24 protein-coding genes are annotated in these 22,966 nt (G+C 69.2%); 13 read left to right on the plus strand and 11 right to left on the minus strand.

Features of this window, described 5'->3' with window-relative positions; genetic code table 11:
* Positions 1-4: 4 nt before the first annotated feature.
* Positions 5-862, minus strand: coding sequence for an alpha/beta fold hydrolase (locus tag ASC66_RS07110; protein ID WP_055836966.1), 858 nt, complete (start codon positions 860-862; stop codon positions 5-7).
* A gap of 158 nt (positions 863-1,020) precedes the next feature.
* Here ASC66_RS07110 and ASC66_RS07115 point away from each other — a divergent pair, with 158 nt between their 5' ends.
* The 8 genes from ASC66_RS07115 (at position 1,021) to glsA (ending at position 9,704) form a co-directional block, all read left to right on the plus strand.
* The gene (locus tag ASC66_RS07115; protein WP_055836969.1) at positions 1,021-1,956 is read left to right on the plus strand and encodes a DUF4349 domain-containing protein; all 936 of its coding nucleotides are present in this window, start codon (positions 1,021-1,023) and stop codon (positions 1,954-1,956) included.
* A 21-nt stretch (positions 1,957-1,977) separates the two neighbouring features.
* Positions 1,978-3,177, plus strand: coding sequence for an acyl-CoA dehydrogenase family protein (locus tag ASC66_RS07120; RefSeq protein WP_235496754.1), 1,200 nt, complete (start codon positions 1,978-1,980; stop codon positions 3,175-3,177).
* Positions 3,178-4,007: 830 nt separating this feature from the next.
* A complete protein-coding gene (locus ASC66_RS07125; RefSeq protein ID WP_055836973.1) occupies positions 4,008-4,502 on the plus strand; it encodes a cation:proton antiporter regulatory subunit in 495 nt (164 codons plus the stop codon).
* Positions 4,503-4,511: 9 nt separating this feature from the next.
* Complete coding sequence (locus ASC66_RS07130) at positions 4,512-5,708, plus strand: cation:proton antiporter (protein WP_055836976.1); 1,197 nt, start codon at positions 4,512-4,514, stop codon at positions 5,706-5,708.
* A gap of 18 nt (positions 5,709-5,726) precedes the next feature.
* A complete protein-coding gene (locus ASC66_RS07135) occupies positions 5,727-7,079 on the plus strand; it encodes a threonine/serine exporter family protein (protein WP_055836979.1) in 1,353 nt (450 codons plus the stop codon).
* A 103-nt stretch (positions 7,080-7,182) separates the two neighbouring features.
* Positions 7,183-7,575, plus strand: coding sequence for a VOC family protein (locus ASC66_RS07140; RefSeq protein WP_235496756.1), 393 nt, complete (start codon positions 7,183-7,185; stop codon positions 7,573-7,575).
* 126 nt (positions 7,576-7,701) lie between these two features.
* The gene (locus tag ASC66_RS07145; protein WP_235496758.1) at positions 7,702-8,649 is read left to right on the plus strand and encodes an alanyl-tRNA editing protein; all 948 of its coding nucleotides are present in this window, start codon (positions 7,702-7,704) and stop codon (positions 8,647-8,649) included.
* The gene (glsA, locus tag ASC66_RS07150; protein WP_235496759.1) at positions 8,646-9,704 is read left to right on the plus strand and encodes a glutaminase A; all 1,059 of its coding nucleotides are present in this window, start codon (positions 8,646-8,648) and stop codon (positions 9,702-9,704) included. Before ASC66_RS07145 ends, glsA begins: the two co-directional genes overlap by 4 nt.
* Before the next feature lie 27 nt (positions 9,705-9,731).
* Here glsA and ASC66_RS07155 read toward each other — a convergent pair whose 3' ends face one another.
* The 3 genes from ASC66_RS07155 to ASC66_RS07165 form a co-directional block, all read right to left on the minus strand.
* Positions 9,732-10,532 (minus strand): GTP pyrophosphokinase, encoded by an 801-nt coding sequence (locus ASC66_RS07155; protein WP_082492122.1) that lies wholly within the window; start codon positions 10,530-10,532, stop codon positions 9,732-9,734.
* A gap of 88 nt (positions 10,533-10,620) precedes the next feature.
* Positions 10,621-12,408 carry a siderophore-interacting protein gene (locus ASC66_RS07160; RefSeq protein ID WP_055836985.1) on the minus strand — a complete coding sequence of 596 codons (1,788 nt, stop codon included), beginning with the start codon at positions 12,406-12,408 and terminating at the stop codon, positions 10,621-10,623.
* Positions 12,409-12,501: 93 nt separating this feature from the next.
* Positions 12,502-13,500 carry an ABC transporter substrate-binding protein gene (locus tag ASC66_RS07165; RefSeq protein ID WP_055836988.1) on the minus strand — a complete coding sequence of 333 codons (999 nt, stop codon included), beginning with the start codon at positions 13,498-13,500 and terminating at the stop codon, positions 12,502-12,504.
* Between the two features lie 157 nt (positions 13,501-13,657).
* Here ASC66_RS07165 and ASC66_RS07170 point away from each other — a divergent pair, with 157 nt between their 5' ends.
* The 4 genes from ASC66_RS07170 to ASC66_RS07185 are packed head-to-tail and all read left to right on the plus strand — an operon-like array spanning position 13,658 to position 17,353.
* Complete coding sequence (locus ASC66_RS07170; RefSeq protein WP_055836991.1) at positions 13,658-14,419, plus strand: cupin domain-containing protein; 762 nt, start codon at positions 13,658-13,660, stop codon at positions 14,417-14,419.
* Positions 14,416-15,462 carry an iron chelate uptake ABC transporter family permease subunit gene (locus ASC66_RS07175; RefSeq protein ID WP_082492123.1) on the plus strand — a complete coding sequence of 349 codons (1,047 nt, stop codon included), beginning with the start codon at positions 14,416-14,418 and terminating at the stop codon, positions 15,460-15,462. Before ASC66_RS07170 ends, ASC66_RS07175 begins: the two co-directional genes overlap by 4 nt.
* On the plus strand, positions 15,459-16,517 hold the full coding sequence (locus tag ASC66_RS07180) for a FecCD family ABC transporter permease (protein ID WP_200944777.1): 1,059 nt from the start codon (positions 15,459-15,461) through the stop codon (positions 16,515-16,517). The genes ASC66_RS07175 and ASC66_RS07180 overlap by 4 nt, the downstream gene beginning before the upstream one ends.
* Complete coding sequence (locus tag ASC66_RS07185; protein WP_055836994.1) at positions 16,514-17,353, plus strand: ABC transporter ATP-binding protein; 840 nt, start codon at positions 16,514-16,516, stop codon at positions 17,351-17,353. The genes ASC66_RS07180 and ASC66_RS07185 overlap by 4 nt, the downstream gene beginning before the upstream one ends.
* On the opposite strand, the gene ASC66_RS07190 is transcribed toward ASC66_RS07185, so the two are convergent.
* The 5 genes from ASC66_RS07190 to ASC66_RS07210 all read right to left on the minus strand — a co-directional run bounded on the left by ASC66_RS07190 (position 17,341) and on the right by ASC66_RS07210 (position 19,872).
* The gene (locus tag ASC66_RS07190; protein ID WP_055836996.1) at positions 17,341-17,736 is read right to left on the minus strand and encodes a YchJ family protein; all 396 of its coding nucleotides are present in this window, start codon (positions 17,734-17,736) and stop codon (positions 17,341-17,343) included. The two genes, ASC66_RS07185 and ASC66_RS07190, sit on opposite strands and share 13 nt — an antisense overlap.
* 5 nt (positions 17,737-17,741) lie before the next feature.
* The gene (locus ASC66_RS07195) at positions 17,742-18,410 is read right to left on the minus strand and encodes a histidine phosphatase family protein (protein ID WP_055836998.1); all 669 of its coding nucleotides are present in this window, start codon (positions 18,408-18,410) and stop codon (positions 17,742-17,744) included.
* Positions 18,411-18,485: 75 nt separating this feature from the next.
* Positions 18,486-18,914 carry a VOC family protein gene (locus ASC66_RS07200; protein ID WP_055837000.1) on the minus strand — a complete coding sequence of 143 codons (429 nt, stop codon included), beginning with the start codon at positions 18,912-18,914 and terminating at the stop codon, positions 18,486-18,488.
* A 157-nt stretch (positions 18,915-19,071) separates the two neighbouring features.
* Positions 19,072-19,374 (minus strand): hypothetical protein, encoded by a 303-nt coding sequence (locus tag ASC66_RS07205; protein WP_055837003.1) that lies wholly within the window; start codon positions 19,372-19,374, stop codon positions 19,072-19,074.
* Between the two features lie 9 nt (positions 19,375-19,383).
* On the minus strand, positions 19,384-19,872 hold the full coding sequence (locus ASC66_RS07210; protein ID WP_502691580.1) for a DoxX family protein: 489 nt from the start codon (positions 19,870-19,872) through the stop codon (positions 19,384-19,386).
* 134 nt (positions 19,873-20,006) lie between these two features.
* On the opposite strand from ASC66_RS07210, the gene ASC66_RS07215 reads away from it, so the two are divergent.
* Positions 20,007-20,369 carry a hypothetical protein gene (locus tag ASC66_RS07215; protein WP_055838324.1) on the plus strand — a complete coding sequence of 121 codons (363 nt, stop codon included), beginning with the start codon at positions 20,007-20,009 and terminating at the stop codon, positions 20,367-20,369.
* Between the two features lie 102 nt (positions 20,370-20,471).
* On the opposite strand, the gene ASC66_RS07220 is transcribed toward ASC66_RS07215, so the two are convergent.
* Both ASC66_RS07220 and ASC66_RS18075 read right to left on the minus strand, forming a co-directional pair.
* Positions 20,472-22,754 carry a heavy metal translocating P-type ATPase gene (locus ASC66_RS07220; RefSeq protein ID WP_055837005.1) on the minus strand — a complete coding sequence of 761 codons (2,283 nt, stop codon included), beginning with the start codon at positions 22,752-22,754 and terminating at the stop codon, positions 20,472-20,474.
* Entirely contained in the window at positions 22,751-22,900 is a 150-nt protein-coding gene (locus ASC66_RS18075) for a hypothetical protein (RefSeq protein WP_157509691.1), read from the minus strand. Before ASC66_RS18075 ends, ASC66_RS07220 begins: the two co-directional genes overlap by 4 nt.
* Positions 22,901-22,966 lie beyond the last annotated feature (66 nt).

Genomic DNA, 22,966 nt, shown 5'->3' on the forward strand with positions numbered 1-22,966 from the left:
TGCTCTAGACGACGGAGTCGTCGAAGGCCCTCTCCGTGGCGGGCAGATCGGCCGCGAGCACCTCCGCCACGACGCGGGCCAGCCGTCGGCGGATCACGTGCGCGTTCACCTCGACCCTGTGCATCGTGACGCCCCGCATCCTGGCGATGATGTCGAGTCCGCCGCGCGGGATGAACTGGTCGAGCGCGCCGTAGACGACGTCGATCGGCGCGTTCACCCGGGTGAGGTCGGAGATGATCGTCTGGTTCTCGATGCAGTTCTGCATCGACTTCACGAACGGCGTCCAGCGCACCTCATCGAGCTCGAAGACGCCCTTGATCGGCAGCAGCCGCGCGATGATGCGCGCGTTCGCCAGCGTGAACTCCTTGTTGGTGCGCAGGTAGTCGTATGCGCGCAGATACAGATCGTTCTCGAGTCGCGCGCGCTTGTCGCCGATGCTGCTCGGCGAGAGGTACACCGGTGGCGAGACGAGCACGAGGTGTTCGACCAGCTGCGGGTGCTCCGCGGCGAAGCGGGCGGTGATCAGGGCGCCGAGCGAGTGCCCGACGATGATGAGCGGGCCCCGCAGGCCGTTCGCCCGGATCGTGGCGTGCAGCGCGGCCACGTGCTCATCGAGCGTGTACTCGGCCGTCTCCGGTGCCGGAGAGCGCCCGAAGCCGAGGATGTCGATCGACACGCAGCGGAAGTGCTGCTCCAGCAGCGGGACGAGGTAGTGGAAGGTGACGGATGACGAGGCGATGCCGTGCACGAGCACGACGGTCGGGCCGTTGCCGACATCCGAGGCGACATGCAAGACGGGGGCTCCCGGTCGCGGGCGCACCAGACGCTTCAGGCGTTCACCGAGCGTCGACATCCATGACATGACCCCATTATGGTGGGCCGGTCTGCGCACGCCATGACCGCTCCGTGACCGCCTCGTTATCGCGCCGAGACCAAGCCGTGATCGAGCTGGTATCCGAACGTGATCAGACTGGTGGATCCGCTCCGGTGTGGGCGAAAACACTGACATAGGGTTGTGCCATGAAGCGCGCATTCACCGTTCCTGCCCTCGTTCTCGCGGCCCTGCTGCTCGCGGGTTGCTCCTCGGGAATGACCTCGGGTTCGGATTCCGGCGGCTCCATGTCCGAGGGTTCGGTCGGTGAGATCGCCCCCATGCAGGACGGCACCGTGCAGGACGGCGGCGGCTTCGTGCCCGGCGCGGTCTCCGAGCGTGCCGTGATCACCACGGGCACCGTCTCGCTGACCTCAGCCGACCCGATCGGTGCCGCGGATGACGCGATCAAGCTCGTCACCGGAGCCGGCGGCCGCATCGACAACCGCAGCGAACAGCCCGCGACCGAGACCCAGCCGGCCCGTGCCACCCTCGTCATCCGTGTGCCTGCAGAGCAACTGGACACCGTGCTCGACAAGATCAAGCAGCTCGGCCTCGTCAACACCGTCTCGCTGAACGCCTCCGATGTGACTCAGCAGAAGCAGGATGTCGAGGCGCGCATCGCCGCGCTGCAGACCTCGGTCGACCGCCTCCTCGTGCTCATGGCCTCCGCGGCGAACACGGCGGATCTGATCGCGATCGAGTCTGCCCTCTCGAGCAGGCAGGCGGAGCTGGACTCGCTCACCGCCCAGCGCGACTACCTCGACGACCAGATCGACTACTCCACCCTCTCCGTCGACTTCGTGTCGGAGGGGACCGTCGCACAGGGCGACCCAGACACCTTCTGGGACGGCCTGCTCGCCGGCTGGAACAGCCTGCTCGCCTTCCTCGGTGGCTTCATCGTCGTGCTCGGCGTGCTGCTGCCCTGGTTGCTGCTGCTCGCCGTGATCGCCGCGATCGTGCTCGCGATCGTCCTCGCCGCACGCCGGTCGTCCCGGCGCCGTGCCGCCGAGCGCGACGCGGCGCTCCTGGCCGGGCCGGTTGCCGATCCCACCGCCGCCGAGACCGAGGACGTGCAGCAGTAGCTTCCGGCCTAGGCTGAGTGCGTGGCTTCAGACGCAGCAGCGAACGGCATCCGGACAAACCCCGAACCGCGCACGGTTCTGAGCGAGGAACTGCTCGCGCGCATCCACGCACGGGCCGACGGCTACGACCGCCGCAACGAGTTCTTCAGCGAGGACTTCGAGGAGCTCGCGGCCGCCGGCTACCTGCGCGCCCTCGTTCCCGAGCAGTTCGGCGGGCTCGGGCTCAGCCTTCGCGAGCTCGCCCGCGAGCAGACCCGGCTGGGAGCCGCGGCCCCGGCCACGGCCCTCGCCGTGAACATGCACCTGGTCTGGACGGGCGTCGCGAAGGCGCTGCACGAGCGCGGCGACGGCTCCCTCGACTTCCTGCTGGCCGAGGCCGGCGCCGGCGAGGTGTTCGGCTTCGGCATCAGCGAGGCCGGCAACGACCTCATGTTGTTCGGCTCCCGCAGCCGGGCCGTTCCACAGCCGGACGGCGGCTACCGATTCAGCGGCACCAAGGTCTTCACGAGCCTCTCCCCCGCGTGGACGCGTCTCGGCACGATGGGCCTCGACAGCGACTCGGCCGATGGCCCCAAGATCGTCTACGGCTTCGTCGAGCGCGGAGAGGGCGTCAGCAACAAGGACGACTGGGACACCCTCGGCATGCGCGCCAGCCAGAGCCAGACGACGCTGCTCGACGGCGCTCTCGCCCGCCCGGACCGCGTGGTGCGCCGGCTCGACCCCGGCCCCAACGCCGATCCGCTCATCTTCGCGATCTTCGCCAACTTCGAGATCCTGCTCGCCGCCGTGTACACGGGCGTCGGCAAGCGGGCCCTCGAGCTCGCCGTCGAGTCCGCGCACCGCCGCACCTCGATGAAGAACGACGGCCGCAGCCTCGCCCAGGATCCCGACATCCGCTGGCGCATCGCGGATGCCGCCATCGCCCAGGATGCGATCTACCCGCAGCTCGACGCGATCGCCGGCGACGTGGATGCCCAGGCCGATCACGGCGCCCAGTGGTTCCCCAAGCTCGTCGGGATCAAGGTGCGGGCGACCGAGACGGCCAGGCACGTCGTCGATCAGGCGCTGCGCGTCTCCGGCGGAGGCAGCTACTTCGCGGGCAACGAGCTCGGCCGACTCTACCGGGACGTGCTCGCCGGCATCTTCCACCCCTCCGACGCCGAGTCGGCGCACAGCACCGTCGCCACCGCGTGGCTCGGCCCGATCGAGCCCGCCGACTGAGCCCGCTCCCCCGCCGATTGAGCCGCCTCCCGCCGATTGAGCCGCCTCCCGCCGATTGAGCCGCCTCCCGCCGATTGAGCCTGTCGAAATCCACAGGGAGGGTTTCGGCAAGCTCAACCAGCGGAGCCCAACGGCCTGTTGGTTGAGTAGCGAGGAACGAGCGTATCGAAACCGCACGGGCCGGAGTCTTCGCACGGGCCTCGGTCTCGATACGGCCGCGGGCGGCCTACTCGACCAGCGGGGTGTTCGCCNGAGTAGCGAGGAACGAGCGTATCGAAACCGCACGGGCCGGAGTCTTCGCACGGGCCTCGGTCTCGATACGGCCGCGGGCGGCCTACTCGACCAGCGGGGTGTTCGCCRCTCCCGTTRAGKGAGCCTGTGCCCGYCGATYGAGCCTGTGCCCGTTGATTGAGCCTGTCGAAATCCRCAGSGAGGGTTTCGRCAAGCTCAACCAGCGGRGCCCAACGGCCTGTTGGTTGAGTAGCGAGGAACGAGCGTATCGAAACCGCACGGGCCGGAGTCTTCGCACGGGCCTCGGTCTCGATACGGCCGCGGGCGGCCTACTCGACCAGCGGGGTGTTCGCCGCTCCCGTTGAGNGAGTAGCGAGGAACGAGCGTATCGAAACCGCACGGGCCGGAGTCTTCGCACGGGCCTCGGTCTCGATACGGCCGCGGGCGGCCTACTCGACCAGCGGGGTGTTCGCCGCTCCCGTTGAGTGAGCCTGTGTCCGTTGATTGAGCCTGTCCAAGTCCGCTCTGGGGTTTCGGCAAGCTCAACCAGCGGGGCAGGCATCGCGCCGTATGCCTCCAGACGGAACTAAGCTGAACGGGTGGGTGTACGCATAGAGAAAGTCGAACTGCCGGGGATCGGCGTCCGACACGATTTGGTGACCGAGAGCGGTCGCCGCATCAGCGTGGTCTCGCACCGCGACGGCGAGCGCGATCTGGCGCTCTTCGACGTGGCCGACCCGGATGCCTGCCGCGACAGCATCCCGATGACCGATGACGAGGCAGCCGCCCTCGCCGACGTGCTCGGCACCTCGGTGATGATCAGCCGCCTCACCAATCTGAGCGACGCCGCGGTCGGACTCTTCACCGAGCAGCTCGAACTGCCGACAGACTCCCCCTACCTCAACCGCCCGCTCGGCCACACGAAGACGCGCACCCGCACCCGGGTGTCGATCGTGGCCATCGTGCGCGACAAGGTCGTGCTCCCCTCGCCGACTCCCGATGAGATCCTTCGCCCCGGCGACGTGATCGTGGCGGTCGGCACGCGCGAGGGTCTGGACGCCGTCAGCCGTCTCATCTCCAACGGCCCAGACTAAGGCTGCGCCGTGCACGAGAACACGCTGATCCTGATTGAGGTCGGCGCGCTCCTTCTCGGCATGAGTCTGCTCGGACGCCTCGCGCTCCGCATCGGCATCTCGCCCATCCCGCTCTACCTCATCGCCGGGCTCGCCTTCGGCAACGGCGGTCTGCTCGCCCTCGAGGCGAGCACCGAGTTCTTCGAGATCGGCGCCGACATCGGCGTGATCCTGCTGCTCGCGCTGCTCGGGCTGGAGTACACGGCATCCGAGCTCTTCACCAACCTCAAACACTCCCGCATGGCCGGGCTGCTCGACGCCGCACTCAACGCCCTGCCCGGGGCGATCTTCGCCTTCCTGATGGGCTGGGGCCCGGCCGCGGCCATCGCCCTGGCCGGCATCACCTGGGTCTCCTCCTCCGGGGTGATCGCCAAGGTGCTGCGCGACCTCGGCCGCCTCGCCAACCGAGAGACGCCGGTGATCCTCGCGATCCTCGTGATCGAGGACCTGGCGATGGCCTTCTACCTGCCCGTGCTCTCCGCGCTCGTGATCGGCGTCAGCCTGCTGCAGGGCGCGGTGACCGTGGCGATCGCCGTCGCCGTGGTCAGCCTCATCCTCTTCGTCGCGCTCAGGCACGGCCACATCGTCTCCCGCATCTTCACGCCGGACCACGCCGAGCCGCTGCTGCTCGGTGTGCTCGGGCTCACCATGCTCGTTGCCGGGCTCTCGGCGCAGGTCAACGTCTCGGCGGCCGTCGGCGCGTTCCTCGTCGGAATCGCGCTCTCCGGCCGGGTCGCCCACAACGCCAGCCAGGTGCTCACACCGCTCCGTGACCTCTTCGCCGCCGTGTTCTTCGTGTTCTTCGGGCTCGTCACGGATGCCACCAAGCTGCCGGCCGTGATCCTGCCCGCCCTGATCCTCGCCGTCGTCACCATGGCGACGAAGGTGCTCACCGGCTACCTCGCCGCCAAACGCGCCGGCATCGCCGAGCCGGGCCGCTGGCGTGCCGGGCTGGCGCTGACCCCGCGTGGCGAGTTCTCCATCGTCATCGCCGGGCTCGCCGTCAGCGCCGGCATCGAACCCCAGCTGGCTCCGCTCGCCACCGCCTATGTGCTCATCACCGTCATCGTCGGGCCGTTCCTGGCACGCATTCCCGACACCACCTGGTTCAAGGTCGCGACACGCGCCCGTGCCGCCGCCGCCCAGCGGTCGCTCGGCGAAGCGTAGTCGGGTTACTCTGCGATCATGTCCGTTTCGATAGGTACCGCCGGTCTGTCCTCGACAGAGGCCGCCGACTACACCCGCTCCGTTCTGGACATCGCCATGCGGCTCGCCGAGGTGATGTTCAGCAACGGCGCCGGAGCGGAAGACGTGGTGTCGGCGGTGCTGGCCATCACGCGGGCATACGGCGTGCGCAATGTCGACGCCGACGTGACCTATTCGGTGATCGAGCTCAGCCACGAGAACCCGTCGACGCACGAGACCATCAGCCGCAGCCGCAACGTGCGCTACCGCACGCTCGACTACTTCACGCTCACCCGCGCGTCGAACCTCATCGCCGAGCTGGTCGAGCATCCCCTCGAGGTTCCGGAGGCCAGACGGGCGATCGCCCGCATCGTCAGCGCTCCGGCGCTCTACCCGCGGATGCTGCGCCGATTCGGCTGGAGCCTCGTCGGCGCCGGCGCGGCGTTCCTGATCGGCGGCAACTGGATCGTGGCCATTGCCGCCCTGCTTGCGACGATGTTCATCGACTACCTGACCAGCGCCCTGGCGAACCGTCGTGTTCCCGTGTTCTTCCAGACGCTGGCCGGCGGCGCGGTCGGGCCGCTCGTCGCCGCCGCCGTGCACCTCATCGATCCGAGCTCGAACACCTCGCTCATCGTCGTGGCGACCATCATCATGCTGCTCGCCGGCGTCACCACCTTCGGCGCCGTGCACGATGCCCTGTCGGGTTTCTACGTCACGGGCACCGCTCGTTTCGTCGAGGCGATGTTCGTCACCGGCGGACTCGTCGCCGGTGTCGGCGCCTCCTCGCTGCTCGTGGCCCGCTTCGGCCTGATGCTCGAGATCAACCCGTCGTCGGCGAACGGCTTCGGCAACCTGCCCGTGCAGCTGGCGGCATCCGTACTGATCGTGCTCGGTTTCGCCCTCGCGGTGCAGCTGCCCGTTCGGGCCATCTGGGCGGCCTGCCTGCTCGGTGCCGTCGCCGAGCTCGTCTACGTGCTGGCGCTCGACACCATGATCGGAACGGTGTTCGGTGCCGCCGTCGCCGCACTCACCGTCGGCCTGCTCGCCGCGCTGATGGCCAGGATGGTGCGGGTGCCGCCGCTCGTCATCGTCGTCTCCGGCCTGGTGCCGCTCGTGCCGGGGCTCATCCTCTTCACCGGCCTGCTGCAGCTCTCCGGCGGTTCGCTGGACGGAGTGCTGTCGATGCTGGCCGCCGCCTCCGTCGCGGTGGCCCTGGCCGCCGGCGCCATCCTCGGGCAGTACCTGGTGCAGGCCGTGTGGGGCCCGGTGCGCGCGCTGCCGCGGCGCTTCGTCGGCCCGCTCATGGCGCTGCCGGTCAAACTCAACCGCTCCCGCGCCGACAAGTTCTGAGCGGCACGGCCGGCTGACGCCGCCCCTGCGTGCGGGCTGTCGCAGCGCTGGGAATCGCCCCACAGGACTTGCGGCCCCCGTTTGGGGGTGCTTTGCTGTGCTCATGAGCATGCACTCTGTGGGAGCTTTCAGCGGATTCGCGGTGCGCGACGTCGATCAGGCGCGCACGTTCTATTCCGAGACGCTCGGTCTGACGGTGGCGGACGACAGGGGCGGGCTCCGCCTCGATCTGCCCGGCGATGCCGAAACGGCGCCGAGCAGCGTGTTCGTGTACGGCAAGCCCGATCACGAGCCTGCCGTCTTCACGATCCTCAACTTCGTCGCAACCGACATCGACACGGCGGTCGACGAGCTCGCGGCCGCCGGCGTGCGCACCCTCCGCTACGAGGGCTTCGAGCAGGATGACCGAGGAATCTCCCGCGATCCCCGCGGCCCGGCCATCGCCTGGTTCACCGATCCGTCAGGCAACATCCTCGCGGTTGTTCAACCGGATTGACGGCGGTGCCGGCGCGGCGAACAGCTGCGCCATTGCAGAGCCGGGTGGGCACCTTTCGGGTAGGGGCGCACCCGGCTTTCTGTTGCCACCGTGTACGGGCGCTTCGCTGGGGGACAGAATGGGTGCATGACTCTTCCTCAGCCCGACACGAGTGACACCGATCCGATTGACGCCGGCAAGCTGAGCGGCACGGACACCATCGTGAGTTACGCACGCGGCGACACCGCCAACACGGGCATCGTGCTTCACCGCGAGGCGCTGCCGTCTGCGGCGGACGACCCGCGCTGGGCCGTGCTGCTCGACACCACGAGCTGCCACCCCGTGAATGCGGGCTGGCCCGATCAGGGCGCCGATCGCGCGGTGCTGCAGCCGGCGGCATCCTCTGGCCCGGTTCAGCCGATGCCGGTGCTCGATTGTGTGGTCGCCGCCACGGATGGAACCGCTCTGCTGCTCGGCGCCGACATCCCCGTGCGCCCCGGCACGCCCGGCTGGGCCTTCGTCGTCGCCCACATCGTCGAGGACGCGAGCGGCCTCGCCGATGGCGAGCGCGTCGAGCTGGTCGTCGACGCCGCGTACCGCCGGGCGCTCTCGCTCGGGCACAGCGGATGCCACCTCGCCGCGCTCGCGCTGAACCGTGCCATGGCCGACCGCTGGGGCAAGGAGGTGCGGGCGGACGGCCTCGGCAGCCCCGACTTCGACGGCATCGCCATCGAGAGCTCACGCATCGGCGAGTTCGGTTCCGTCGACACGTACCGCCTGAACAAGTCGCTGCGTCGCAAGGGCTTCGACGCCGAGGGCCTGGCCGATGCGCTGCCGGAGATCGGTGCCGCGATCAACGCCGCACTCGCCGAGTGGACGGGCGGGCCGGGGCAGATACGCGTCGGCGCGGAGGGCCCTCGGCTGAGCGACCGTCGGCACTGGGTCTGTGAACTGCCGGACGGCACGGTGCGGATCCCCTGCGGCGGAACGCACGCGAGCTCGCTGGCCGAGCTGGGCACCGTGACCGTCGCACTCGAACTCGGCGATGTCGACGGCACGCCGGTGCTGACGATGCGCACGACGGTGAGCGCGTGATGGCCGCCTCAACGACGCCGCTCGGTCAGGCCGCAGGGGCGCTCAGCGCCGCGGCCGCGCAGACACCGCGAATCTCGACCGGCACCCTGCCGGGGGCCGAACTCGTCAGCCGGCTGCTCGACGAGGCGCACCGGCGCTTCGCGGCGGTCGAGGACGGCAAGGTCGCCGACTACATCCCGGCGCTCGCCTCATCCGATCCGGCCCAGTTCGGCCTGAGCATCGTCGGTGTGCATGGAGCACGCCACTCGGTCGGCGATGCCGACGTCGCCTTCACGATCCAGAGCATCTCGAAGCCGTTCGTCTTCGCGCTGATGGCGAACGAGCTCGGCCACGAGAAGGTCAGGGAATTGCTCGGCGTCAACAACTCCGGCTTGCCGTTCGACTCCGTGCTCGCCGTCGAGCTGAATCCGGGGCGCACAGCGAACCCGATGGTCAACGCCGGCGCCATCGCGACGACCAGCCTGGTTCCCGGGGCGGATGCGGCGGCCAAGTGGGAGTTCGTCCGCTCCGGACTCTCCCGCTTCGCCGGGCGCGAGCTCGCCGTCGACGAGGAGGTCTACGCCTCCGAGTCGCACAGCAACGCCCGCAACGAGGGCATCGCCAGGCTGCTCGAGGGTTACGGCCGCATCTACAACGACCCGATCGAGGCCACAGACATCTACACCAGGCAGTGCTCCCTGCTCGTGACCGCTGAGGATCTCGCCGTGATGAGCGCAACGCTCGCCGACGGCGGCGTCAACCCGATCACGCAGGAGCGCGTGATCGACGAGGACTCCTGCAAGCGCACCCTCGCGGTGCTCGCGACGGCGGGCCTCTACGAGCGTTCCGGCGAGTGGCTCTACGAGGTGGGTCTCCCGGCCAAGAGCGGGGTCAGCGGCGGCATCATCACGGTGATCCCCGGCAAGGGCGGGCTCGCGAGCTTCTCCCCGCCGCTGGATGACGCGGGCAACAGCGTGCGCGGAACCCTGGCCACCGCGTTCCTCTCCACGACGCTCGGCCTCAACGTCTTCGCCTCGCAGCCGGTCCCCACCGCCGCCCCGCCGATCCCCTCGTGACCCGCGCGAGCCTGCGGCCGGTCGGCGTCAGGCCTCGCTGATGTCCGGGCGCGGCAGCTCGTCCAGCGCGGGCACCGGTGCGACATCGGCCGGCCAGAAGGTGCGCAGCAGTGTGTCCGGAAGCTCGAGCGAGCCGACGGAGATGGGGTCGATGTAGCGCTCGGTCTCGGCATCCAGCGCCTTGACGTCGTCGTGCAGCCGCTCCATCGTCACATCGAGCCTGCTGGCCGTCGCCGCGGCGTCGCGCAGCTCGGCGAGCAGGGAGTCGGGCACATCGCCGTCGTACTTGTAGTAGATCTTGTGCTCGAGGCTCGCCCAGAAGTCCATCGCGATCGTGCGGATCTGCACCTCGACCTTGACCTTGTGCACCCGTTGGGAGAGGAACACCGGCACCTCGATGAGCACGTGCAGGCTCTGGTAGCCGTTCTTCTTCGGCTCCGCGATGTAGTCGCGCACGCGCAGCACGGTCACGTCGGCCTGCGCGGTGAGCATGTCGAAGATGCGGTACGCGTCCGAGATGAAGCTGCAGGTCACGCGGATGCCGGCGACGTCGTGGATGTGCTCGGCGATCTGCTCGACGGTCGGCTCCAGCCCCTTCCGCACGGCCTTCGCGAGGATGCTCTCCGGGCTCTTCAGGCGCGAGGAGACGTGCTCGATCGGGCTGTAGTCGTCGCGGTAGCTGAACTCCTCCTTGAGGATGTTCAGCTTCGTCATCATTTCGTCGATGCCGAACTTGTACCGCAGCATCAGGCCCTCGAACTCGTGCCGAATGCGGGAGAGTTCTTCGAGATCGGGTGGCAGCTGCAGGGCGTCTGAACGGTCTGACATGATGCTCTCATCGTGGCAGAGCCAGCTTGCGGCTTGCTTGGAGTGCGCTGGAACCGGTGTGATAGGAATCCGGGGCGCCGGCCGCCTCTCAGCGACGCAGCTCGAACGCCTCGTAGTTCCAACCGAGCGTGCTCTGCCCACTGAGCGTCCACCCTGCCGCCTCGGCCAGCCGGGCGATGTCGGAGGCGGCACGGACCGCGATGCCGGACGCCGCCAGATCGACGAGCCGGTGCTCGGCCAGGTCGGGCGGGCCGAGGCCCTCCCCCTCGAGCTGCTCGATCACGATGGCGCGGCGGGATCCGCCGGCGAGCGCCAGCAACAGTGCAACGGCCTCCTCGTCGGAGCGGTACGCGAGCGCAAGCGCGCTGACCGCGAGGTCGCTCGTCGGCCACTCCTCGCTGAACGCGGCGGCCGTGGTTCCGGTGGCCTCCCGCAGCACCGCGCGCGGAACAGCGGACTCGACGATCGTCAGCAGCCGTTCTGCGCCGAGCGCATCGGCGACCGCAAGACTTCCGACGCCGGTGGCTGCAACACTGCCGGCCTCTTTCAGCGCGTCCAGCTCGAGAATGCCGCGCACCACGAAGCCGAAGCCGAGCGCGTCACCGAGGCGTTCCTCGAAGCGACCGGAGTCTGCGTGCAGCTCGTCGAGCAGGGTGCGGCCGTGTCGCCTGGCGAATGCCGAGGTACCACCGTGAAGCGCGGGTGCCAGTTCGGCCATGGCCAGAAGCGCACGGGACTCGAGCGTGTCCTCGAGGCTCGCAAGCATGTGCTCGTCTCCGAGCATCGCTTCGCCAACGGGTCCGAGCCGAATCGCGTCGGTCTCACCGCCCTCGGCATCCGTGAACGGTGCGAATACCTCGATCGACACGAGGTAGTCGACGAGGGTGCGTGTGGCCGGCTCGTCCAGTTCGCAGGCGGCGGCGAGGTCACGGCTCGGGCGCGGCCGGGCGGCGACGGCGTCGACGAGCCCGCTCTGGAGCGCCGCCCTGGCCGCGAGCCAGGGCACGGGCGAGAGCAGCGCAGCCGGGTCTACTGCGCGCGCCGGGCCCGTCTGGGCAGCCGTGGCTGCACCCGGCCCGTCATCCGTCGCGGCATGCCAGTATCCGGTGACGTTGATGTGACTCTTCGGCAGGCCGCGCTCGCGGCTGAGCCAGCGACGAAGCGGCAGCAGCGAGCCGCTCTCTGCCGCCGCCCACACGTAGACGTCACCAGCTGGCCATGGCAGCCGTTCCACGGCCTCGAGCATCGCGCCGGGCTCCTCCGTCCGTGCCTCGACCCAGCGCACCGTGTCGCCGGCGCGCAGCGCCAACTCCTGTCTGGCATCCGGGTGACGTAGTTCGACGACCACGTGCACCGGGGCCTGCGACGGCCGCTCGTCGAGGTAGCGGCCGATGGCCGGAAGGGCGGTCTCGTCCCCGGCGAGGATCACGCCGTCGATGTTCTCCGGCAACAGCAGCGATGACTTGGGGCCGGCGATGTGCAGCTCGTCGCCGACGACCGCCTGCTCCGCCCAGCTGGCGGCCGGGCCATGGCCGTGCCGTACGAAGTCGATGTCGAGCTCGCCGGCGACCGGGTCGAATCGGCGCGGAGTGTAATCACGCATCTCACGATTCGCCGCAGTGGGCCAGTCGATCGTCTGGGCGAGCTGCACCGGGAGCGCCGCGGCGATGTCGCCGTCGCTCGCAAACACGAGTTTGACGTGATCGTCGAAGCCGGTGCTCGCGAAGGAGGCGAGGCTGAGCCCGTCCCGCTCGAAGGCTTCCAGTTGTTCTCCGGTCAGGGTGACGCGGCGCATGCGCGGTGTGATGTCGCTCACCCGCGCGACGCGCAGACGGCGCAGAACGATGGGATGAGTCGTGAAGGAGCGGTGGGCCATGATGTCACTTCGTGTTCGGGGCGGAGAGCGCGATCGGCCCCGGATCCGATGCGCCTATCGCGTCAACGGATCCGGGGCATTCGAGCATCGGGGTTAGGAGAACTCGGCCTCGATGTAGTCGAGCAGCTCCATGGTGCGCAGGAAGTCGGCGCGGTATGCCCAGCTCGGCAGGTCGTAGGCGTTGCCAGAGGCGAATGCCGGCAGCGCTGCGTACACGGGGTTCTGCGCCAGTGTTGCCACATCGCTGGAGCCGGCGTTGAAACCGAAGGTGAAGATCGTCGGCGCCGTGAGCACCTGGCTCACCTGCTCGGTCGAGAGTTCGAAGGAGTCGCCCGTCCCGAATGCCTCGAAGCCGGGGTTGTCTGCGATCACCGGCGATGGCTCGAATCCGAGCTCGGCGAGCGTCTGGGGCAGAGCCGAGTCCTCGGGAAGCGAGTAGGGCACGCCGTCCGCCGTCATCACCAGGTAGGCGACCGGCACCGGCGGGAGCGTGATCGCTGCTGCAACCTCGGCCGCCCTGGCGTCGTACTCCGCGACGAGCTCGGCTTCGGCATCCGCCTGGTCGAGAAGATCATCGGCGATGAAGGACAGCTGGTCCTGCCAGCTGAGCAGCGTCTTGCTCACCAGAACGGTGGGGGCGATCTCACTCAGACGGTCGTAGGCCTCACCGGCCTGGAACGCGGGGAAGCCTTGGCCACCACCGACGATGAGATCCGGCTCGGCGGCGAGAATCGCCTCGAAGTCGAAGCCGTCCTCCCCCCAGGGCAGGATGACGGTCTCGTCCTCCGTGGCCTGTTCCGCCCATGTCGTGGGGTACTCGCCGCCGCCGGGGCCTGGCACCTCGGGGATCGTGGCGAGCACGGGAACATCGAGGGCGAAGAAGTAACCGGCGAGGTTCGAGTTGAGGACGACGATGCGTTCGGGTTCGGCAGGAACGGTGACATCGCCCTGGTCGGTCGTGACGGTGCGGGTGGTCTCCACTGTGGCCGAACCGGGCGCAGCGGCCTCCGGGACCGTTGTCGAGCAGCCGGTGAGGGCTGCGATCACGGCGGTGACTGCGAGAAGGACGAGTGGGCGGCGCGGACGGGACATGGTTCCTCTGTGTTGGTGGGACGGTGATGCGAAGGGAGCGAGGGGCGTGTGCGGGTGACTCACCGCGTGCCCAGAGTTAGGCTAGCCTATCCTTTGTCACTTCTGACGTGACCAACATGACATCCTCGCCGCCAGCGCGACCAATCCCAGGGACTCCATGAACTTCGCCGAACTCGGCCGAAGCGCCGCGCGCACTCACGCGATCCGCTTCATGGGCCATGATGCGCATTCGCACCCCGTTCCGCACCTTGTTTATGTGGTCGCCGGTGTCGGCAGGCTCACCGTCGACGGCCGCGACATCACGCTGCAACAGGGGCAGGCCGCCTGGCTGCCGGCCGAGCGTGAGCACGCCCTCTCACTGCCGGAGGGCGGGATGGCGCTCGGGCCGATGCTCTCGCCGAGTGCCGTGCCGCCTCACGGCCAGACGCGCGTGCTCGGGCCTGTTCCGGCGCTGTCGGAGTTCATCACCGTGCTGCTCTGCGCGGCCCCGGAGACCGACGAGGAGCGCGCACCATTCCGAGCCGCACTCGAGGAGCTGCTGCGTGCGACGACTCGCGAGTACTTCCCGTTGCGCTTCCCCGAGCATCCCGTCGCGCACTCAATCGCCCTCGAGGCCGCTCGCTTCGACGGCACCCTCGACGAGCTGGCTGAACGCCAATTCACGAGCGTCCGCCATGTGCAGCGACTCTTCATCGACGAGACCGGCCTCACCTTCGCCCGCTGGCGGACGAGGGCCCGCCTCAACCTCGCCATCGTGAGCCTGCGGGCCGGCGACGGTGTTCCCGCCGCGATGCGGATCTCCGGCTTTGCGACACGCCACGGCCTGCTGAAGGCACTCAGCCGGGAGTGTGGGCTGTCGTTGGAGCGGCTGACGGCGAATCCCGCTGCGGAGTTCGCCGGCATCGAGCAGGCGGCATGACGGTCACCTCGGCGGTTGTCGCACCGCCGCGCACCGGGCGCACCGGGCGCACCGGCTTGCGTGTGGTGCTGCTCATTCTCGCCCTCGCGGTGTTGGCCGTCGTCGTCTTCCTCAGCCTGTCGATCGGATCGCGCGCACTTCCGCTGGGCGTCGTGCTCGAGGCGCTCTCCGCCCCTGACGGCTCGCCCGAGCACCTCGTGGTCACCGAGCTGCGCCTCCCCCGCACCCTGCTCGGGCTCGCGGTCGGCGCCGCTCTGGGGGTGGCCGGCGCCTTGATACAGGCGCTCACCCGCAATCCACTCGCCGACCCCGGCATCCTGGGCGTCAATGCGGGAGCGGGCTTCGCCGTCGTTCTCGGGGTGGCCGTCTTCGGCGTCACCCGCATTGAGCAGTACCTGCCATTCGCCTTCGCCGGGGCCGTCTGCGCCACCGTCCTCGTCTACGGCATCGCGGCGAGGGGCGGCGGCGGGGCGACTCCGCTGCGGCTCACCCTCGTCGGCATCGCCCTCGCCGCCGTGCTCGGCGGGCTCTCGTCGACGATGGCACTGCTCGACCCCGACACCTTCGACCGGATGCGCTACTGGGGTGCTGGCAGCATCGCCGACCGCCCGGAGGGTACGGTGCTCGCGGTCGCACCGTTCATCGCCCTGGGCCTCGTGCTGGCCCTGGCGAGCGCACGATCGCTCAACGCCATCGCGCTCGGCGACGATCTGGCCCGATCGCTCGGCGCCGGCGTGGTCTCGACCCGCGTGCTCACCGTCGTTGCGGTCACCCTGCTCTGCGGTGCAGCGACGGCCGCGGCGGGTCCGCTCGTCTTCATCGGGCTCATGGTTCCGCACGCCGTGCGGTGGTTGACCGGTCCGGACCAGCGGTGGATCCTGCCCTTCTGCCTCGTCCTCTCCCCCGTGCTGCTGCTGGTGTCCGACATTCTCGGGCGGCTGGTCGTGTATCCGGCCGAGCTGCAGGTCGGCATCGTCACCGCGTTCATCGGCGCTCCCGTGCTGATCGCCCTGGTGCGCCGCACGAAAGCGAGCGGGCTGTGAGCCGGGTGCTCGCCACAGCCGACGACACAATCGTCGTGCGGAGCCGCGGCGACGCCATCAGCTTTCGACTCCGCCGACGCTCGATCGTCGTAGCGGCTGCGCTGCTGCTCGTCGTCGTCGCGTGCTCGGCTCTCGCCCTCTCCCTCGGCAATTACACGGTGTCGCTGCCCGACATCGTCGCGGCGCTGCTCGGTCGGTCCTCGGACGCCGTGCACACCGTCGTCGTCGAGTGGCGCCTTCCGCGTGTGCTGGGGGCCGCATTGTTCGGGGCGGCGCTGGGCATCAGCGGGGCCGTGTTCCAATCACTCACCCGCAACCCGCTCGGCAGCCCCGATGTGATCGGCTTCAACATGGGCTCGTACAGCGGCGTGTTGATCGCCATGCTGTTCGGGGCGAGCGGCTACCTGATGATCGCGGCCGGCGCCCTCGTCGGCGGACTCGCCACCGCGCTGGCCGTGTATCTGCTCGCGTACAAGGGCGGGGTGCAGGGCTTCCGACTGATCGTCGTCGGCATCGCCGTCGGCGCGATGCTCACCTCGGTCAACACCTGGATCATGGTCAAAGTCGACATCGACTTCGCGATGCGCGCGGCGGTGTGGGGCGCGGGCACGCTGAATGGCGTGACGTGGGAGCAGCTGGGGCCGGCGCTGATCGTCATGGCTGTGCTCTGTGTCGCCGCCTCCTTCATCACGCCGCGGATGCGGGTGCTCGAGCTCGGCGATGAGACGGCCGCGGCGCAGGGCCTCGCCGTTGAGCGCTCGAAACTCGCCATGATCGTCGTCGGCATCGGCTTCACGGCCCTGGTCACGGCCGCGGCCGGCCCGATCGCATTCATCGCCCTCGCGGCACCCCAGCTCGCCAGCCGGCTCACCCGTTCGGGCACCTCGGTCGATCTCGTCACGTCGGCCCTCGTCGGAGCCGCACTGCTGAGCGTCTCCGACATCATCGCGCAACACGCGATCCCCGGACTCTCGCTCCCCGTCGGCGCCGTCACGGTGTCGATCGGAGGGCTCTACCTGGTCTGGCTGCTGGCCAGAGAAACGAAGAGGCGATGACAGCGAACGACACAATGACGGGGGCGCGGCGCGCGGAACTGCGCGGCACCGGGCTCGACATCGGCTACGACGGGCGCACCGTGATCGACGGCGTCGACATCGCGATTCCCCCGGGCTCTTTCACCGTGATCGTCGGCCCCAACGCCTGTGGCAAGTCGACCCTGCTGCGCGCACTGGCCCGACTGTTGCGCCCCAGTGCGGGAGCGGTGACACTCGACGGCCGCGACATCCACTCCATTCCAGCGAAGGAGCTGGCCCGCAGTCTCGGCCTGCTGCCGCAGAGTTCCCAGGCGCCGGAGGGCATCACCGTGGCCGACCTCGTCGCGCGCGGCCGTTTTGCACACCAGCGGCTTTTCGCGCGCTGGTCTCGCGACGACGAACGAGCCGTGGCCGATGCGATGGACCGCACGGGCGTCACGGCGCTGCGCGACCGGCCGGTCGACGAGCTCTCCGGCGGGCAGCGCCAGCGCGTCTGGATCGCCATGGTGCTCGCCCAGGAGACACCGCTGCTCCTGTTGGATGAGCCGACGACGTTCCTCGACATCGCGCACCAGGTGGAGTTGCTCGAGCTCATCGCCGAGCTGCGCGAGCACGGCCGCACAATCGTGGCCGTTCTGCACGAGCTGAACCACGCCGCCCGCTACGCCTCTCACCTCATCGCCATGCGCGACGGCCAGATCATCGCGCAGGGCCTGCCGGCCGAGATCGTCACGGCGGAGTTGGTCGAGCGGGTATTCGATATGCCGTGCCGGGTGATTCCCGACCCGGATGACGGTACGCCGATCGTGTTGCCCCGAGCCGTGCCCGGCGTGCGGGCCGAGGCTCAGTCCAGGTAGACCCAGCGCCCGCCTTCGCGCACGAAGCGGCTGTTCTCGTGCTGCGAGCCCCTGCCGTCCTCGTCGCGGTAGAAGGCCGTGAATTCGACGGTGCCCTCGGAATCCAACATGCCACCACGGCTGGCGCCGTCAATGTCGAGCCGGTACCAGCGGAGCCCCTCGTCGAGTTCGAGCTCGGCCGGCCGGGTGCTGCTGTGCCAGCTGCGCAGCAGATAGGGCGCGTCGCCGAGCGCGAATGCCGAGAACCGCGAGCGCATCAGCTGTTCCGCGGTGGCGGCATCCGCCTCGCCGCGGTGCAGCCGGCCGCAACAGCCCGCGTACGTTTCGCCGCTCAGGCAGGGGCAGCGTGCGCTGTCGTCGATGGCCTGGCCGTGCTCTGGCATCGGGCTCAGCCCCGGGTCGCCGGGGCGAGCGGCTCGCCGGCCGCGCCGTCGAAACGCGCCTCATCCGGCGCGACGGTGACGGCCGCGCCCAGCCAGGACTCCGCATGCCAGTGGGTGCCGTCGCCATCGATGACGACGACGCCCGTGTTGGTGAGCGGGCGCGCCGTGACGAACTCCACATCGAGGTTGCGCACCGCGTGGCCGGCCCACGCGCGCAGCATCGCGCCGTGGCTGACCAGGGCGACGCTCTCGTGCCCGCTGCCGACGATCTCCTCGATCACCGCGTCGAAGCGGCCGAATGCCTCGTGGCCGTTCTCGCCGCCGCGCATCCGCAGCTCGAGATCGCCGGCCGCCCAGGCCATACAGGTGCGGAGGTACTCGTGCACCGATGGACGGTCGGTGAGCATCTCGAGTTCGCCGGCGGCCACCTCGCGGAGCCCGTCACGGACGATGACGTCAAGCTTCCGGTGTCCGGCCAGCGGAGCTGCCGTCTGTTGCGCGCGGTGCTGGCTGGAGGCGTAGACCGCTCCGATCGGTTCCTGTGCGAGCAGCTCGCCGACAGCGGCGGCCTGCTCGTGGCCGAGCGCGGTGAGTCCGGGCCCCGGCACGAGGGTGTCCAGCGCGCCGATCACGTTGGATGGGGTCTGACCGTGGCGGATGAGGAAGAGTCGCATGCTCCGACTTTACGCGTCGCGACTGGGCGTGGGCGGCATCCGAGTGCCCCACGCCCTGTGCGCCGTGAGCGAGATCTAGGCCGGGCCGGAACCCGAGATGTTCACCATCCAGTTGACGCCGAAGCGGTCGGCGCACATGCCGAAGCTGTCGCCCCATGGTGCGGTGACGAGTGGCTGCTGGACGTCCCCGCCGTCGGTGAGCATTTCCCAGTAGCCGCGCAGCGCCGCATCATCGTCGCCGCTCAGCGAGATCGCCGTGGCGTTGACGATGTCTCCGCCCGGATCCATGTGCTTCGGGGTGTCCGCGCCCATCAGAGTGATGCCGTTCTCGCCGTCGAGCTGGCCGTGCATGATCTTGTCGGCGTCGCTCGGCTCGCTGCTGCTGCCCGGCGTCTCTCCGAAGGTGTTGAGCGTGAGCTCGCCGCCGAAGACGGTCTTGTAGAACTCCATTGCCTCGCGCGCGTTGTCGCGGAAGCTCAGGTAGGGGTTGAGTGTCACTGACATGATCGACCTTTCTCTGCTGACGCTGTTCTCTGCTGACGCTGTCGACCCCGATTATCGTCCGGCCACGCGCCGCGCACCATCCCTCAGCGTCCGTTGAAAGCGGTCAAATGGCCGCTTTTCGCGCCCAGTAGCGGCCATTTGGCCGCTCTCAGTGGAATCAGCGGGGGCGGATGCGACCGGGCAGGAAGGGCAGCAACGGCGGCGTGTAGACGAGCGCGGCCGGCGGCGTCTCGTCGAAGACGTACACGGCCGTGCCCCAGCGCCAGAGCCTGTTGAAGATGAAGACTCGGATGACGCCAGAGGCGCCGACCCGTTCCGCGACGGACGGAAGCTGCCAGGTGCCGACACCCCACTGCGCCGGCTGGCCCCGGCCGGCGATGACGACCGTCGGCTTGGAACGCCAGTTGAAGAGCGGCTTCTTCAGCGTCAATTCGAGGCGATGGGTCGAGGCGTCTGGCACGCGTCCAGCCTAGGCCGCCCGCCGCCCCAGCTCGGTCGCGGTGCGCGGGCGGTCCCGCCACGCCGCGGTGGACCACAGCGTGGCGACGATGAGCAGCGGCTGGAAGAACAGCCGCACGAAACGCTTGCCATCCGTGTCCAGACCGAAACCGTCGCGGGCGTCGAGCCACTGCGCGATGTTGCCGGGGAAGACCGCGATGAAGAAGAGCGCAACCGCCCACCCGACCGGAACACGCCGCTTGGCAAGCAGTACGAGCGCGCCGCCGAGGGTGATCTCGGCGACGCCGGAGAGCACGACCACCAGATCGGGATCAAGCGGCAGCCACGACGGCACCTGCGCCTGAAACTCCTCGCGGGCGAAGGTCAGGTGGCCGACGCCGGCGAATGTGAGCCCCACGCCGAGAGCGATACGCACGATCGTGCGCCCGAGCGATGTGCGTTCTCTCGGCTCAAGCAGCCGCGCAAGGAAGCCTTTCGTCATCTCCTCGGACGTACTCATCGGCATTGGCTGACCTCTCGCTCGGCTGAACCGCGTCGTGCGCGGTGAACACGACATTCGGCCAGCGTGGCACAGTTGGCCGCGCTGCACCATCGATGTTCCGCGCACAGCCGGATCGCCTACGCTTGGACATCATGGTCAGCAGACGAGACGCCGCCATCCGTCTGGACATTCCATTCGAGATGGCAACCCGCAACGGCATCCCCTCCCGCATCAGCGAGGAGGAGCTCGCCGAGATCGACGCGAACCCGCCGGCCTGGCTCGCCCAGTCGCGGGCGAACCGCACGGGCAAGAAGCCGGTCTGGGTCCAGCTCAGCTGCGTGGTCTGCGGCTTCACCGAGCCGGCACGGCCGAAGAAGTGGTGGCCGGAGTTCACCTACCTGAGCTGCGACGACCACGACATGCACGAGCTGCCTGAGCCCGCCGCCGGCCTCAGCCGCAGCGAGGTCTACGGTGTCGGCAGCCGCTTCATCGGGATCGTCGACGAGCGCGCCTAGCCGCACGACGAGAAACGCAGGACCAGAGCGACGCCGATCCCCCAGGAGGGGCGGCGAGGCTGTGGTCCTGCGTTGTCGACACGCGAGCCGGAAGGTGGCGTACTACGCCCGTGAGCGGAAGCCGCGCAGCCGCAGGCTGTTGCTCACGACGAACACACTCGAGAACGCCATTGCCGCGCCGGCGAGCATCGGGTTCAGCAGCCCGAGCGCAGCCAGCGGGATCGCAGCCACGTTGTAGGCGAAGGCCCAGAACAGGTTCACCTTGATCGTGCCGAGGGTGCGCCGGGAGAGCCGGATCGCATCGGCCGCGCTGCGGAGGTCGCCGCGCACCAGGGTGATGTCGGCCGCCTCGATGGCGGCGTCCGTTCCCGTGCCCATCGCCAGGCCGAGATCGGCCTGCGCGAGTGCGGCGGCGTCGTTCACCCCGTCGCCGACCATCGCGACGACACGGCCCTCCGCCTGCAACTGGGCGATCACCTCGAGCTTCTGCTGCGGCAGCACCTCGGCGATGACCCGCTCGATGCCCACCTCGGCGGCCACCCGACGCGCGACGGTCTCGTTGTCGCCCGTGAGCAGGATCGGCGTGAGGCCGAGCGAGACGAACTGCGCGATCGCCTCCGCGCTCGTCGTCTTGACGGCATCAGCCACCACCAGCACGCCGCGCGCCTGGCCGTCCCACGCCACGACGACGGCCGTCTGCCCGGAGTCCTCGGCCTCGGCCTTGGCCGCCGCGAGCTCAGGCGGGATCGTGACCGCCCACTCGGCGAGCAGCGAGTCCCGGCCGACGAGCACGATGTGCCCGTCAACGATGCCCTGAACGCCCTTGCCCTCAATGTTCACGAAGCTCTCGACCGCCGGCAGCGCGCCGACCCGCGCCGTCGCGCCCGTGGCGATAGCCTGCGCGATCGGGTGCTCTGAGGCGTGTTCGATGGCCCCGGCGATGCGCAGCAACTCGCTCTCGTCCGTCCCGTCTGCGGCTGTCACCGCGAGCAGTGTCATCGCGCCCGTCGTGACCGTTCCCGTCTTGTCCAGAACGATGGTGTCGACCTTCTTGGTCGATTCCAGCACCTCGGGGCCCTTGATCAGGATGCCGAGCTGCGCGCCCCGTCCGGTGCCGACGAGCAGCGCGGTCGGGGTCGCCAGGCCGAGCGCGCAGGGGCACGCGATGATGAGCACCGCGACAGCGGCGGTGAACGCGGCGGCGGCGGGGAAGCCGGCGCCGAGCCAGGCGCCGAGCGTCGCCACGGCGACGGCGATCACAATCGGAACGAAGATGCCGGAGACTCGGTCGGCGAGCCGCTGCACGTCCGCCTTGCCCGATTGCGCATCCTCGACGAGCTTGGCCATCTGGGCGAGCTGGGTGTCGGATCCGACGCGGGTTGCCCGCACGATGAGTCGTCCTCCGGCGTTGACGGTTGCGCCGACCACCGCGTCGCCCGCTGCGACCTCGACGGGCACAGACTCACCGGTGAGCATCGATGCGTCGACGGCCGATGTGCCGTCGACGACGACACCGTCGGTGGCGATCTTCTCGCCCGGACGCACCACGAAATCGTCACCGACCGCGAGGTCCTCGATGGGGATCAGAGTCTCGGCGCCGTCGCGCAACACGGCGACGTCCTTCGCACCGAGTTCGAGCAGGGCACGCATCGCGGCCCCGGCCCGACGCTTGGAACGCTTCTCGAAGTAGCGGCCGGCGAGCACGAACATGGTCACACCGGCGGCGACCTCAAGGTAGATGTTCGCCGCCCCGTCGCTCGGGGAAACGGTGAGCTCGAATGGGTGGGTCATGCCGGGCATGCCGGCCGTACCGAGGAAGAGCGCGTACAGCGACCAGAGCAGGGCGGCCAGCGTGCCGACCGAGACCAGGGTGTCCATCGTGGCCGCGCCGTGGCGCAGATTCGTCCACGCCGCCTTGTGGAACGGCCAGGCGGCCCAGACGACGACAGGTGCCGCGAGCACGAGCGATGCCCACTGCCAGTAGGTGAACTGCAGGGCGGGGATCATCGCCATCGCGATGACGGGAACCGAGAGCACGATGCTGCCGATGAGCCGCTGGCGGAGGCCGGTGAGCTCGGCATCCGGTTCCTCGCCCGCAGCGACGCTCGACGGCTCGGCCTTCTTCACGGGCACGGTGGCGGTGTAGCCGGTCTTTTCGACCTCCGCGATGATGGCGCCGATATCGACGCCGATCGGGGCGCTCACCCGCGCCTTCTCCGTGGCGTAGTTGACGCTCGCCGAAACCCCGTCGATCTTGTTGAGCTTCTTCTCGATGCGCATCGCGCACGACGCACACGTCATGCCGCCGATCTCGAGTTCGATGTTCTGGGCGGCGGCCAGAGCTGCTCCGCTCAGTTCGGTGCCGCTCACGTCGGTGCCGGTCATGATGCCGCCCCGTCGTGGGTCTCGCCGTGCGGCACGGATGCCGGCGGGGCCATGGACCCCGCGACCACTCCGGCGACGCCGTAACTCAGCCCGAAGACCGCGATCAGGGCCAGGCCGTACAGGCCGAGGGTGAGTGGTGCTTTCATGCCGTCTCCTTGTGCTCAGGTGCTTCTCGATACCCCCTAGGGGTATCTTTCACCTGTGCATAACAG

The sequence above is a fragment of the Leifsonia sp. Root4 genome, from assembly GCF_001425085.1.
Lineage (GTDB): Bacteria > Actinomycetota > Actinomycetes > Actinomycetales > Microbacteriaceae > Microterricola.

What these genes read in the sequence shown, in the direction of transcription:
- ASC66_RS07110 (WP_055836966.1), bottom strand. Translation starts at nt 862, where the DNA reads ATGTCATGGATGTCGACGCTCGGTGAACGCCTGAAGCGTCTGGTGCGC.
- ASC66_RS07115 (WP_055836969.1), top strand. Translation starts at nt 1,021, where the DNA reads ATGAAGCGCGCATTCACCGTTCCTGCCCTCGTTCTCGCGGCCCTGCTG.
- ASC66_RS07135 (WP_055836979.1), top strand. Translation starts at nt 5,727, where the DNA reads ATGTCCGTTTCGATAGGTACCGCCGGTCTGTCCTCGACAGAGGCCGCC.
- ASC66_RS07140 (WP_235496756.1), top strand. Translation starts at nt 7,183, where the DNA reads ATGAGCATGCACTCTGTGGGAGCTTTCAGCGGATTCGCGGTGCGCGAC.
- ASC66_RS07145 (WP_235496758.1), top strand. Translation starts at nt 7,702, where the DNA reads ATGACTCTTCCTCAGCCCGACACGAGTGACACCGATCCGATTGACGCC.
- ASC66_RS07155 (WP_082492122.1), bottom strand. Translation starts at nt 10,532, where the DNA reads ATGTCAGACCGTTCAGACGCCCTGCAGCTGCCACCCGATCTCGAAGAA.
- ASC66_RS07160 (WP_055836985.1), bottom strand. Translation starts at nt 12,408, where the DNA reads ATGGCCCACCGCTCCTTCACGACTCATCCCATCGTTCTGCGCCGTCTG.
- ASC66_RS07165 (WP_055836988.1), bottom strand. Translation starts at nt 13,500, where the DNA reads ATGTCCCGTCCGCGCCGCCCACTCGTCCTTCTCGCAGTCACCGCCGTG.
- ASC66_RS07170 (WP_055836991.1), top strand. Translation starts at nt 13,658, where the DNA reads ATGAACTTCGCCGAACTCGGCCGAAGCGCCGCGCGCACTCACGCGATC.
- ASC66_RS07175 (WP_082492123.1), top strand. Translation starts at nt 14,416, where the DNA reads ATGACGGTCACCTCGGCGGTTGTCGCACCGCCGCGCACCGGGCGCACC.
- ASC66_RS07185 (WP_055836994.1), top strand. Translation starts at nt 16,514, where the DNA reads ATGACAGCGAACGACACAATGACGGGGGCGCGGCGCGCGGAACTGCGC.
- ASC66_RS07190 (WP_055836996.1), bottom strand. Translation starts at nt 17,736, where the DNA reads ATGCCAGAGCACGGCCAGGCCATCGACGACAGCGCACGCTGCCCCTGC.
- ASC66_RS07195 (WP_055836998.1), bottom strand. Translation starts at nt 18,410, where the DNA reads ATGCGACTCTTCCTCATCCGCCACGGTCAGACCCCATCCAACGTGATC.
- ASC66_RS07200 (WP_055837000.1), bottom strand. Translation starts at nt 18,914, where the DNA reads ATGTCAGTGACACTCAACCCCTACCTGAGCTTCCGCGACAACGCGCGC.
- ASC66_RS07210 (WP_502691580.1), bottom strand. Translation starts at nt 19,872, where the DNA reads ATGAGTACGTCCGAGGAGATGACGAAAGGCTTCCTTGCGCGGCTGCTT.
- ASC66_RS07215 (WP_055838324.1), top strand. Translation starts at nt 20,007, where the DNA reads ATGGTCAGCAGACGAGACGCCGCCATCCGTCTGGACATTCCATTCGAG.
- ASC66_RS07220 (WP_055837005.1), bottom strand. Translation starts at nt 22,754, where the DNA reads ATGACCGGCACCGACGTGAGCGGCACCGAACTGAGCGGAGCAGCTCTG.
- ASC66_RS18075 (WP_157509691.1), bottom strand. Translation starts at nt 22,900, where the DNA reads ATGAAAGCACCACTCACCCTCGGCCTGTACGGCCTGGCCCTGATCGCG.